This window comes from Allokutzneria sp. A3M-2-11 16 (assembly GCF_024213555.1).
GTDB lineage: Bacteria > Actinomycetota > Actinomycetes > Mycobacteriales > Pseudonocardiaceae > Allokutzneria.
Window position 1 is genome coordinate 73269 of record NZ_JANAVO010000007.1, and the last position, 12025, is coordinate 85293.

The window sequence follows — 12025 nt, forward strand, 5'->3', positions numbered from 1 at the left end:
ATGTGGACCTCGACGAAGGTCGACGCGTACTTCGGCGGGTTGCTCGCCCCGGAGGACGAGGTGCTCACCGAGGTGGTCCGGGCGGCCACCGAGGCCGGGCTGCCCGCCGACCACCTCTCGCCGACCCAGGCGATGCTGTTGCAGGTCCTGGCCAGGGCGGTCGGGGCGCGGCGGATTCTGGAGATCGGCACCCTGGCGGGCTACAGCGCGATCTGGATGGCGCGGGTGCTGCCGGAGGGCGGCAGGCTGATCACCCTGGAGCACGAGCCGCGGCACGCGCGGCTGGCCGAGGCGAACCTCGCGCGGGCCGGGCTCTCCGAGGTCGTGGAGGTCAGGACCGGACCGGCCGAGCAGGGCCTCGCCCGGCTCACCGAGGAGGGGGCCGGGCCGTTCGACCTGGTCTTCATCGACGCCGACAAGTCGGCCAACGCCGCCTACCTCACCGCGGTCCTGCCGCTGGCCAGGGCCGGGACGATCATCGTGGTGGACAACGTCGTGCACGGCGGCCTCGTCGCCGACCCGGCGAGCACCGATCCGGACGTGCTCGGCACCCGCGCCATGTTCGACCTCGTCGCCGCCGATCCCCGGCTGCGCTCCACCGCGCTCCAGACGATCGGCGACAAGGGCTACGACGGCCTGTCGATCACCGTGGTCGACCACCTGTGACGGCGCCGACGACCGCCGCGAACTCCGCGACGGTGACGTCCTCGAACAGGGCCAGCATGCCGACACCGGCCCCCAGCGCGACGCGCAGCCGCACCACGATCCTGGTGGCCGTCAGCGAGTCGATGCCCAGCACCGCCAGCCTGGTGGTCGCGTCCAGGCCGGAGGAACCGCTTTCCTCCTCCAGCACGCCGATCACGACGGGAAGAACATCCATGACTAACGGACTCCATTCGAAGAGGCATCAGGGGGAATAGCATGGAAACCACCGAGGAGAACAAGGCCGCTTTTCCCGATCCGTACCCGGACTTCGCCTGGATGCGCGAGAGCATGCCGGTCGCCCGGTTGCACACCGCGACGGGACCGGTCTGGCTCGTCACCTCGTTCCGGCACTGCCGGGCGCTGCTCACCGATCCCCGGCTCAGCAACGACGCCCACGTGCACGGCACGAGCGCGAAGACCTACGGCGGGATGCTCGACAGCGACCCGCCCCGGCACGACCGGCTGCGGCGGACGGTCACGGCGGCGTTCACCCCGCGCGCGGTGGAGAACATGCGCGGGCTGGTCACCGCGATCTGCGAGGAGGCGGTGGACTCCTTCGCCGACAAGGGTTCCTGCGAGCTGCTGCGCGACTACGCCACGCCGATCCCGATCGGCGTGATCATGGCGACGCTCGGGGTCCCGGACGCCGAGCGCCTGGACAACCAGCACATGGTCCGGCTGTTCACCCTCGCCTCCGAGCAGGCGGGCAACCCCGCGGCCGTGGCGGAGGCCGACGGCTTCGTCGAACGGATCGTCGCCTACAAGCGCGCGAACCCCGGCGACGACGTGATCACCACGCTGCTCGCCGCGCTGGACCGGGGCGAGCTCGTCGATCCCCGTGAGGTCGTCGGCATCGTCTCGCTGCTGATGGGCGCGGGGCACACCACGACGATGTCGCTGATCACCTCCGCGTGCCTGCGCCTGTTGCAGCACCCCGAGGTGCGCGCGCTCTCCCTCGGCGAGCCCGCCCAGCGCCGGGCGGTGGTCGAGGAGGCGCTGCGCTACGACGGCACGGTCCAGGCCAGCGTCGACCGCTTCGCCGTCGAGGAGATCGAGATCGCCGGGGTCACCATCGCCAGGGGCGACCGGGTGGTGCTCTCCCTCGCGGCGGCGAACCGGGACCCGGAGCGCTTCGCCGAGCCGGACCTGTTCGACCCGGACCCCGGCAAGCCCTCCAACATCGGTTTCGGGCACGGGCTGCACGTCTGCCTCGGCGCGCACCTGGCCAGGCTGGAAGGCGAGATCGCGCTGGAGGTGCTCTTCCGCAGGCTGCCGACGCTGCGCCTGGACATCCCCGCCGAGGACGTGCTCTGGGACCTCGAAGGCGAGCTGCGGATGCCGCGCGCCGTCCCAGTGCGCTTCGACCCCGTCGCGTGACACCGGGACTCAGCCCGCGGGCAGCAGGGCGGCGACCGCGGCGCGCACCCGCTCGTCGGTGAACATCCCGTCCCGGTCGGTGTCGAAGTGCCGGACCCGCGCCTGCCCCGGTTCGGCCAGCAGCCAGGACAGGTCCAGCTCCGGCAGCTCGGTGAGCACCCGGACCGGCGAGGCGGTGCTGACCGGGGCGGTGCGCGCCGTCTGGGTCAGGTACCGCAGCCACGCGCGGTGCCGGGAGAGCAGGTAGGTCACCGCCTCCAGCGCCGGTTCGCCGCCCATCGACTCCGCCAGCGGTTCCCGCAGCTCCTCCAGCGCCCGGGTCAGGCCGTCAAGCGGCCCCGTCACCCCGGCCGGATCGCCGCCCAGTGAGCGGTAGCTCGCGTCGAACTCCGCGCGCACGGTGTCGTCGGTGATCCGTTCCGGGCTGACCAGCAGCACCTCGACCGGCCCGTGCTCCGCCGCCACGGCCAGCGCCAGGCTCGCCCCGCTGCAGTTCGCCACGATCGTCGCCGTCGCCGGGTCGATCGCGCCCGCCAGCGTCCGCGCCAGCTCGGCGAGGCCGGGATTGCCGTCGAAGTAGTGCGCCAGCGGGTCCAGCCTGGTCAGCGCGGCTCCTTCGGGCAGCACCCCGGCGAGTTGGCGGTGCGCGGCGATCCCGGTGAACTCGATCGCGGCGACGGGGGTCGTGGTCATCCGTGCTCCTGTGAGGTCAGCCAGGTGTGCGTCTCGTCGGCCACGCGGACGTTGGCGGGCACCGACAGCACGCCGAAGTGGTCGCCCGGGATCTCGCGCAGCCGGAAGGACCGCCCGGCCACCGCTTCCCAGTTCCGCCAGTGCTCGGCGGGGGCGCTCTCCCGCGCGCACAGGTAGAGCACGTCGACGTCGGCCTTCTCCGGCCGGTAGGCGTCCAGGGCGCGGACGTTGGCGGCGAAGACCGCGTAGCCGCGCTCGTGCTCGGCGGCGGTGAGCCGGTGCACGCCTCGACCGGCGGAGGCCGACGCGGCGAGGAAGTCCTCGTACTGCGCGCGCAGGTCCGCCTCGTCGGCGAAGCTGGCGCCCATCGGCAGCGAGCTGTCGATCAGCACCAGACCGTTCGCGCGAGCGCCCCGCGCCGCGAGCCGGACGGCCATCTCGTGCGCGACCGCGCCGCCCATCGACCAGCCGACCAGGACCATGTCCCCGCGGACCCCGGCCTTCTCCAGCGCGTCGAGGTAGTCCTCGGCCATCTCCGCCACCGAGCTCAGCGGGGCGTCGCCGCCGAGCAACCCGCGTGCTTCGACGCCGAACACGGGCCGATCGGGCTCGACGAGCCCGGCGAGGTCGCGGTAGCCCAGGACGCTGCCGCCCACGGCGTGCACGAACACCACCGGGGCCGCCGCGCCGTCCTGCCGGAACACCACGACCGGACCGTCACCGGCCCCGAGCCGCCGCAGCTCGACCTGCTCGGCGAACTCCGCCACCGTGGGACCGGTGATCAGGTCGGACACCCCGACGCGGACCCCGAACTCCTCGTTGGCCAGCGAGACCATCCGCAGTGCCGCGAGCGAATGCCCGCCGAGTCCGAAGAAGTCCTGGTCGGCGTCAAGGACCTCGCGGTCGAGCAACCTCCCCCACAGCCGGGCGACCTGGCGCTGCACCGGAGTGCTCAGCGGGGCACCCGCCCCGGCCACCGCCATCGGGGCTCGCGGTAGCGCGGCCGTGTCGAGCTTTCCGTTGGTGGTGAAGGGAATCGCGTCGAGTTCGAGCACGTCGGAGGGCACCATCGACGAGGGCAGCTCGGCACGCAGCGCCGCGAGCAGCGCCGGGTGGTCCAGGCCCGTGGCGGCGGGCACCACGTAGGCGATGACCCGCGCCCCGGTGTCGCCGTCCACGACGGCGACCACCGCCGCGGCGACGCCCGGCTGCCGGAGCACTGCCGCCTCGATCTCGCCGACCTCCACCCGCACACCGCGGATCTTGACCTGCCGGTCGGTCCTGCCGAGGAAGTCCAGCTGTCCGTCGGCCTGCTCGCGCACCAGGTCGCCCGTGCGGTACATCCTGGCGTTCTCCGCTTGGGAGAACGGATCGGGCAGGAACATCCGTTCGTTGAGGTCCGGGCGGCCGAGATACCCGCGCGCGACCCCGGGACCGCCGATGTACAGCTCACCCCTGGCTCCACGCGGCAGCGGCCTGCCCTGGTCGTCGAGCACGTAGCAGCGCGCGTTCGCGATCGGCCTGCCGATCAGCGGATGCGTTGTGCCCCTTGGCACCTCGGCCCAGGTCGTGTCGACCGTCGTCTCGGTCGGGCCATAGATGTTGATCATGCGGGTGATCGCCGAGGAGGCGTAGATCCGCTCGACCAGCGTCGCGGGCAGGGGCTCGCCGCCGATGCACAGCAGCCGGACCGAGGCGGGCAGCGCTCCCGCGCGCAGCAGCTCCTGCATCATGCTCGGCACGGACTGCACCGCGGTCACCCCGTCCGCGACGGGCGTGAGCAGGTCGAACAGCGTGTCGACGAGCACTAGCGTGCCCCCGGTGGCCAAGGGCGCGAACAGTTCGAGGATCGAGGCGTCGAAGCACACCGAGGTCGCGCCGAGCATCCGGTCCAGCTCGCCCGGCGCGAACAGCTGCCGGTACGCCTCGACGAGGTTGACCACGTTGCGGTGCTCGACGGCGACGCCCTTCGGCCTGCCGGTGGAGCCGGACGTATACAAGACGTACGCCAGGCTCGCGGCATCCGCCGGGGCCGTCTCCAGAGCTTCCACCGACTCCGGCTGATCGGCCAGGACGACGACGCCGAAGAAGCTCGGGAATCGTTGCTCCAGAACGGTTTCGGTCACCATCACGGGGGCACCGGAGTCGGCGAGCATGAAGGCCAGCCGCTCGTCCGGGTACTCCGGGTCCAACGGCAGGTAGCCACCGCCCGCCTTGAGCACCGCGAGGATCGCCACCACCATGCGCGGAGTCCTGGTGAGACAGACACCCACAGGCACATCACGCCCGACACCGGCCGCGCGCAACCGGGCGGCCAACGCGTTCGCCGCGTCGTCGAGTTCCCGGTAGCTGAGCGTGCTGTCGTTGTGCACCAACGCTTCCGCATGCGGCGTGGCTGCCGCTTGCCGCTCGATCAGCTCGTGCAGCGTCGCGGCCGAAGCTGACACCTGCTCCTCCCGCACGGGCCGGGGAAGCGCAGCGGCCACCGCGTCGCCGACCGAAAGCTCCGTCGAGGACCGGATCTGGCGCAGCACCAACACCAGCGTGTCGAGCAGCTGGGTCGCGGTGGCGCGCTCGAACAGGTCGGTCGCGTAGCCGAGCACCAGGTGCACGCTGCCGTCCCCGCGCTCGGAGACGGCGAGGTCGAGGTCGAACTTCGACATCCGCCCGGAGAAGTCGGCGCCCTCGATCTCCGTGCCGGGCAAGGAGAACTCCTCGCCGGGCTCCTCGTGCGAGACGAACGCCTGGAACAGCGGGTTGCGGTCCAGGCGCCGCCGCACGGCCAGCTCCTCCACCAGCCGGTCCAGCGGAACGTCCTGGTGTCGGTAGGCGTCGAGCATCATCCGCCGCACCCGGTCCAGCAGCGTCTCCAGCGACGGGTCGCCCGAGACGTCCGCGCGCAGCACGATGGTGTTCACGAACAGCCCGACGACGTCGCGGAACTCCGGCCGCGACCGCCCGGCCACGGGTGCGCCGAGAAGGATCTCGTCCTGGCCGGAATACCGTGACAGCACAGCGGAGTACGCGGCGGCCACCACCATGATTAAGGTCATCCCGCGGTCGCGGCAGACCTCGCGCACCCCGTCGACCACCGCCGCGTCGACGGTCAGTTCGACCGCGTCGCCGAGGAAGCTCTGCCGGGCGGGGCGGGGGAAGTCCGTCGGCATGTCGAGCACCTGGGGCGCCCCGGCCAACGCGCCCCGCCAGAAGTCCAGATCGCGGGCGAAGCGCTCGCCCTGGAGGAGTTCGGCCTCCCACGCGGCGTAGTCCGCGTAGCGGAAACCCAAGGGCAGCAACGACACCGGCTCACCTGCGACGAACCCACCGTAGAGCGCGGCCAGCTCCCGATAGACGATGCCCATCGACCAACCGTCCACAATGGAGTGATGGAAGTTCAGCACCACCACGTGATCCGCCGGTCCGAGCACGAACACCCGGCACCGGGCCAGCGCCTCGCTGCCCACCGCGAACGGGCGGGCCAGCTCTTCCTCAACCGGGCCCTGGACGGTCTCCCAGGACCGGCCCGCGGCATCGATGACGACGACCTGCGGAGCGTCCTCCGAGACGACCTGGACCGGCTCGCCGCCGACGTCGACGAAGCGGGTGCGCAGCGACTCGTGCCGCGCGCACACCGCGGTGAACGCCCGGCGGAACGCCGCCAGGTCGAAGACGCCGCTGATCCGGAACACCTCGGGAGCGCTGTAGGCGACCCCGTCCATGCCGAGCTTCTCCAGGAACCACATCCGGCGCTGGGCGAAGGACAGCGGCGAGACCTTCTCCGCCTCCCCGCTGGCTTCCGGGCTCACGGCCTCCTCGGTTTCAGGGCCGCCACGCGCGCGGTCGACGGCCTCGGCGAGCGCGAGCAGGGTCGGCTCCTCGAAGACGAGCGCCGGTTCGAGATCGACGCCGAGCAGCTTCTTGATCTCGAAGACCAGCCGCAGCGCGACCAGCGACCGGCCGCCGAGGCTGAAGAAGTTGTCCCCCACCGAAGAGACGGTCGCGCCGAGCAGGCGCTGCCAGATCTCCGCGATGGCCAGCTCGGTGGCCGAAGCCGGTGGCCGGTCCTGCCCGGCCCGCGCGGGATTCTCCCGCGCCGCCGCGGTTTCCCCGCCGCGCCTGGGTTCGGGCAGGTCGGCGACCGCCTGGGACGGCCGCTCGGCCATGGCCGCGAGGGTCGCCGCCAGGTAGTCCAGCAGCTCCGCCGCGCTCCGCGGGTCGAAGAGGTCGCTCGCGTGCTCCACCCGCACCGTCAGCGCGCCGTCCGCTCGCTCGGCGACGAAGAGGTTGAGGTCGAACTTGGCGATCTCCGAGGGGATCTCCACCGCTTCCGCGACCGCCGCGCCGAAACCGGGCAGCTCTCCACCGCGCTCGTCCTGGTGGATGAACGCCTGGAACAGCGGGTTGCGGTCTAGACGCGGCTCGACGCCCACCTCCTGCACCACCCGGTCCAGCGGGACGTCCTGGTGGTCGTAGGCGTCGAGCATCATCCGGCGGACCCTGAGAAGCAGCTCGTCGAAGGTGGGTGCTCCGGACAGGTCTGCGCGGAGCACGACCGTGTTCACGAACAGGCCGACGACATCGCGGAACTCAGGCCGCGACCGCCCGGCCACCGGCGCGCCGACGAGCACGTCATCCTGGCCGGAATACCGTGACAGGACAGCGGAATACGCCGCGACCAGCACCATGAATAACGTCATTCCGCGCTGCTGCCCCAGTTCCCGGACTCGCGCGGTGACCTCGGCGGGCACCACCGCCGACACCGTGGCGCCACGGAAGCTCTGCCGCGCCGGACGGGGAAAGTCCGTAGGCATGTCCAGCACCTGGGGCGCCCCGGCCAACGCGCCCCGCCAGAAGTCCAGATCGCGGCCGAACTGTTCGCCGTCGAGGACGTCGCTCTCCCACGCGGCGAAGTCGACGTAGCGGAAACCCAAGGGCGGCAACGACACCGGCTCACCGACGACGAACCCACCGTAGAGAGCGGCCAGCTCCCGATAGACGATGCCCATCGACCAACCATCCACAATGGAGTGATGGAAGTTCAGCACCACCACGTGATCGGCCGGTCCGAGCACGAACACCCGACACCTCAGCAGCAGCTCCTCCCCGACCGCGAACGGGCGGTAGACCTCCTGGCGCACAAGGCTTTCCACAGCGCCGCCCGGCGCATCGGTCACCTCGACCCGGGGGACCTCGCCCGATGCCAGCTGGACGGGTTCGCCGTCGACGTCGACGAAACGGGCGCGCAGCACCTCGTGCCGCTGGCACACCTCGGTGAAGGCCCCGCGGAAGGCATCGAGGTCGAACTCGCCGCGGAAGCGGAACACCGCGGGCGAGCTGTAGGCGATCCCGTTGGTACCCATGCGTTCCAGGAACCACAACCGGCGCTGGGCCGCGGAGAGCCCGACCTGCCGCCGCGCGGCGGGGTCGTCGAGGATCTGCCGCAACGCGGCGTGCCGTTCGGCCTCGGGCAGCCGCATGAGCTGTTCGTACACGCCGTCCGTCATGTCACGACCTTCTCGCTGCTGGGTACGGAGGACGGCTCCGCCATGGCGACGGCGATCTTGCGCTGCCCGGTGTAGGGCTCGCGTCCGTGCGCGGCTCGCATGTTGTCGACGATCAACGTGTCGCCGCGCCGCCAGTCGAAGCGGGTGCTCGCCGCGCGGTAGCACTCGCGCAGGTGCTCCATCACGTCGTCGGGGATGGGTTCGCCGTCGCCGTAGTAGGTGTGGGTCGGCAGGTCCTCGTCGGCGAACATGTCCCGCAGGCCGTCGCGGTACATCGCGGGCAGCGTGGTCACGTTGAAGAACGTGGCGTGGTTGAACCACACCTGCTCGCCGGTGACCGGGTGCGGGTGGATCGCGGGTCGAACGGTCCTGGTGCGCAACAGGTTCCCGGGCCGCCACTCGGTGGCGATGCCCTTCTCCGCCGCGTAGCGCTCGACCTCGTCGCGGTCCTCGGTGCCGAAGGTCGACTGCCAGGACACGCCGACGTTGGCGTGGAAGTTGCGCACGCACATCCACTGCCTGCGGGCGAACTCCTCGCGCACGGAAGCGTCGATCGCGGAGTGGATCTGCCTGATGTCGGCCAGTGGGGTCGCGCCCCGGCTCTCCGGTTCGGTGAGGCAGTGGAAGTAGAGCACGTGCGGCCAGCTCGCCTGGTAGGAGTGCTCGTTGTGCAGGAAGATCTCTTCGGTGTTCGGGTAGTCCGTCGAGGTGTAGATGTTCCCCTTGAGCGTGCTGCGCGGCGAGGACCGCTCGGTGTAGACCAGCGCCTCCCCGGAGAACTCCCGCACCACGAGGTCGAGCTCGTCGAGGCCGCCGGGGAAACCGCGCAGCAGCAAGGCTCCGCGCTCGACGAGCAGCTCCCGGAGCTCCGCCCGGTTCGCCGCGACCAGCTCGTGCGCCGCCCCCACGGACGCCTCCGCACCCTCGACCACCGCGGGCAGCGCCCCGTCCGGCAATGTCGTAACCCTCACCACGTCACCTTTCGCCAGCAGTGCGCGCACACCAGCGGAGCACCGCCATGGCACTGAAGAGTTTGTTTTCCGCCTGGGCGAAGGCGATGCTCGCCGGTCCGTCGAGGACGTCGGCGGTCACCTCCTCGCCGCGATGCGCCGGGAGGTCGTGCATGAACACCGCGCCGGGGCTCGCCGCGAGCACCGAACCGTCCACTTGGAACGGTGCGAAGCGCACGCGCCAGTCCTCGTGTGCCTTCATGCTGCCGGTGGTCTGCCACCGGGTGGTGTAGACGACCTCGGCGTCGGCGGGCAGTGCGGCCATGTCCTCCCGCGCCTCGACCCTGGACCCGTTGTCAGCAGCCGATTTCTGAGCCTGCGCAAGCACCTCCGACGGCAGCCCGTAGCCCGGCGGGCACCGCAGCTCCAGGCTCGTCCCGGCGAAGCGCGGCAGGGCGAGCGCGAACGCGGCGGCGGTGTTGTTGCCCTCGCCGACGTAGAGCACCCGGCGCCCCTCGATCGTGCCGAAACGCCGCTTCAGCGTGGTCAGGTCGGCGAGCGCCTGCGTCGGGTGCTCCTCCGCGCTCATCGCGTTGACCACGCCCATCCGCCCGTCCCCGGCCCACTCGCGCATCTCCGCCATCGGGCCCGCGGTCCTGGTCACCAGGAGGTCGACCATGCCCGCGAGGACCCGGGCGGTGTCGCCGCGCGTCTCCCCCGTGTTGGTCTGGAGGTCCCCCGGCCCGAACGTCAGCACGTCCCCGCCCAGGCGCAGGGTGGCCGCGCTGAACGCGGTTCTCGTCCTGGTCGAGGTCTTGGTGAAGTGGATCGCGCTGATGAGCCCGCGCAGCGGGGTGCCGAACGCGCGCGGGTCCCCGGCGGCGGCGACCCCGGCGTCGATGATCTCGGCGAGGTCGTCCTCGCCGAGGTCCGCCAACGAGATCAGGTTCCTCATCGCCTCGTTCCCCACTTCAGTCCTCGATGAGCCCGGAGGCCACGAACCGCTCGTGCACCGTGGGCAGCTCCAGCACGCCCGCCCGGCGCAGCAGCCCGATCGTCTTGCTCGCGGACCTGCGGATCTCCGCGACCGCCGCCTCCGCGCCGTAGCTGTCCTCGACGATGTCGGCGACCACGGCCGGGGCGAAGCCCGCCGAGGCCAGGGCGCGGGCGGCGGGCGCCTTGCTCGGCCGCAGCGAGGACACGATCAGCTCCGGCAGGAAGCGGGCGACCTCGGTCCTGGTGCCGTGGTCCAGCGTCGCCCACAGGTGCTCGAAGAACCCGGCGAAGTAGGCGTGGTGGCGCACCTCGTCCTCGGCGTGGTCCCGCACGGTCTCGCGGACCAGCGGGATCAGGTCGGGGTCCTCGGGCACCTGCGTCAGCACGGAGGTGACCAGCGTTTCGAACACCACCACCTGGAGCAGTTGCAGCAGCTTGGTGTGCTGCGGGAACTCCGCGACCCCGACGCCGTCGAGGTGGGTGAGGAACCGCTCGAACTCGAAGTCCACCGCCGGAATCCCCGACGCGGCCTCGATCTGCCGTTGCACGTCGATGCTGTACAGCGCGTGGTAGCCCTCGTCGACGTAGATCTTGAAGGCCTCGGCCGAGAGCGCGGGCGGCAGGTGCACCCCGGCGCTGCCGTTGGCGATCCACTCCGCCGCCCGGTTGACCACCCGGGTCTCGAAGTTCGCGGTGAACCGGAGGAACTGGTAAAGGTGTTGCGCCTCAAGGAAACGCCGGACGTCGACGTGGGCCGCCTCGACGACGGGGTGGCCGAGGTGCGCGACGAGGTGCTTCGGGAAGAAGTTCCCGTTCAGCTCGTGCGGGCCGCCGAGCAGGCGGCGCGGATCGGCCCGCACCCCCGCCCGCTCGTCCCAGTTCCGCAGCGCGGAGCGCATCGCCCGCAGCCCGGGGCCCTCGACGTCCATCGCGCTCACCACTCGAACCGCTGACCGAAGGCGCGTTTCTCGATGCAGTAGGTCTTGTAGGCACGCGCCTTCTCGGCCAGCTCGGGGTCCCCGGTCAGCTCGGCGGCCTCGATGAACAGGTCGTAGCTGCCCGCGGCGGAGAGGTCGCTGACGAAGTGCGCGGCGGCGAAGCTCTGGAACACATCGCGCAGGGTGTCCGCGCGCATGACCGAGGACAGCCCCAGCAGCCGGGCGCGCTCGGCCTCCGGCAGCGGCGGCAGGTCGAAGATCCGCACGGGCTGTTCCGGTTGCGCGAGAACGACTCCCGGCGCGCAGACGTCATGGCCGGAGCCGCCGAAGTCCAGGCACAGCGACAGCCGGGCGGGCCCGGTGAGGCTGCGCGCGGAGTGCGGGCTGGTGGTGTGGATCGACCACACCTCGCCGCGGCGCAGGTGGTAGACGGTCCCGTCCTCGGAGTGCAGCGACTCCTCGGTGGTGCGCAACGGGACCTGGACCCTGGTGCCCGGTTCGTCGAACTCCAGGAAGTCCACGTGCGGGGCCAGGATGCCGTCGCTGAGGACGAAGATCCGCGCCCACTGCAACCGGTCGGTGTCGAAGTGGTCGGTCACCAACCTCATCACCGCGGGCAGCCGGGCGCCCAGCTCGGTCGGTCGCAGGCCGCCGTCGTGCGGGCGGAACTCGTTGTCCGAACCGCTGCCCGACCCGTTGGCCAGCACGAGGCTGGACCACGCCCCGTAGGTGAACTCGTCGTACATCGGCTCCGGCTCGACGGAGTCGATCACCGCGAGGTCCGGCGCCAGGTCGTAGTCGTCGACGGGCACGGCCCCGAGTCGGGTGGATTTCAGCATGGCCAGCACTTCCTTGCCGGGTT

At 71.4% G+C, this 12025-nt stretch carries 9 protein-coding genes; 2 read left to right on the forward strand and 7 right to left on the reverse strand.

Annotated elements, in window-relative coordinates; translation table 11 throughout:
• Entirely contained in the window at positions 1–666 is a 666-nt protein-coding gene (locus NLX83_RS29185; RefSeq protein WP_254238419.1) for an O-methyltransferase, read from the forward strand.
• On the opposite strand, the gene NLX83_RS29190 is transcribed toward NLX83_RS29185, so the two are convergent.
• Positions 644–880, reverse strand: a complete 237-nt coding sequence (locus NLX83_RS29190) for an acyl carrier protein (protein WP_254238420.1) — start codon at positions 878–880, stop codon at positions 644–646. The two genes, NLX83_RS29185 and NLX83_RS29190, sit on opposite strands and share 23 nt — an antisense overlap.
• 41 nt (positions 881–921) lie before the next feature.
• Here NLX83_RS29190 and NLX83_RS29195 point away from each other — a divergent pair, with 41 nt between their 5' ends.
• Positions 922–2082 (forward strand): cytochrome P450 family protein, encoded by a 1161-nt coding sequence (locus tag NLX83_RS29195; RefSeq protein WP_254238421.1) that lies wholly within the window; start codon positions 922–924, stop codon positions 2080–2082.
• Between the two features lie 9 nt (positions 2083–2091).
• On the opposite strand, the gene NLX83_RS29200 is transcribed toward NLX83_RS29195, so the two are convergent.
• From NLX83_RS29200 to NLX83_RS29225, 6 genes are read right to left on the reverse strand one after another with little or no spacing between them, the layout of a single operon-like run.
• Positions 2092–2775, reverse strand: a complete 684-nt coding sequence (locus NLX83_RS29200) for a hypothetical protein (protein WP_254238422.1) — start codon at positions 2773–2775, stop codon at positions 2092–2094.
• Complete coding sequence (locus NLX83_RS29205) at positions 2772–8279, reverse strand: non-ribosomal peptide synthetase (protein ID WP_254238423.1); 5508 nt, start codon at positions 8277–8279, stop codon at positions 2772–2774. Before NLX83_RS29205 ends, NLX83_RS29200 begins: the two co-directional genes overlap by 4 nt.
• On the reverse strand, positions 8276–9250 hold the full coding sequence (locus tag NLX83_RS29210; RefSeq protein ID WP_254238424.1) for a TauD/TfdA family dioxygenase: 975 nt from the start codon (positions 9248–9250) through the stop codon (positions 8276–8278). Before NLX83_RS29210 ends, NLX83_RS29205 begins: the two co-directional genes overlap by 4 nt.
• A gap of 4 nt (positions 9251–9254) precedes the next feature.
• Complete coding sequence (locus NLX83_RS29215) at positions 9255–10184, reverse strand: ornithine carbamoyltransferase (protein WP_254238425.1); 930 nt, start codon at positions 10182–10184, stop codon at positions 9255–9257.
• A gap of 16 nt (positions 10185–10200) precedes the next feature.
• Positions 10201–11154 carry a diiron oxygenase gene (locus NLX83_RS29220; RefSeq protein ID WP_254238426.1) on the reverse strand — a complete coding sequence of 318 codons (954 nt, stop codon included), beginning with the start codon at positions 11152–11154 and terminating at the stop codon, positions 10201–10203.
• Between the two features lie 5 nt (positions 11155–11159).
• Positions 11160–12002, reverse strand: coding sequence for a putative nonproteinogenic amino acid hydroxylase (locus NLX83_RS29225; protein WP_254238427.1), 843 nt, complete (start codon positions 12000–12002; stop codon positions 11160–11162).
• Between the last annotated feature and the right edge of the window lie 23 nt (positions 12003–12025).

Bases quoted from the DNA above. Each gene is read 5' to 3' on its own strand.
- NLX83_RS29225 (WP_254238427.1), bottom strand. From the start codon at position 12,002: ATGCTGAAATCCACCCGACTCGGGGCCGTGCCCGTCGACGACTACGAC.
- NLX83_RS29220 (WP_254238426.1), bottom strand. From the start codon at position 11,154: ATGGACGTCGAGGGCCCCGGGCTGCGGGCGATGCGCTCCGCGCTGCGG.
- NLX83_RS29185 (WP_254238419.1), top strand. From the start codon at position 1: ATGTGGACCTCGACGAAGGTCGACGCGTACTTCGGCGGGTTGCTCGCC.
- NLX83_RS29195 (WP_254238421.1), top strand. From the start codon at position 922: ATGGAAACCACCGAGGAGAACAAGGCCGCTTTTCCCGATCCGTACCCG.
- NLX83_RS29205 (WP_254238423.1), bottom strand. From the start codon at position 8,279: ATGACGGACGGCGTGTACGAACAGCTCATGCGGCTGCCCGAGGCCGAA.
- NLX83_RS29190 (WP_254238420.1), bottom strand. From the start codon at position 880: ATGGATGTTCTTCCCGTCGTGATCGGCGTGCTGGAGGAGGAAAGCGGT.
- NLX83_RS29215 (WP_254238425.1), bottom strand. From the start codon at position 10,184: ATGAGGAACCTGATCTCGTTGGCGGACCTCGGCGAGGACGACCTCGCC.
- NLX83_RS29200 (WP_254238422.1), bottom strand. From the start codon at position 2,775: ATGACCACGACCCCCGTCGCCGCGATCGAGTTCACCGGGATCGCCGCG.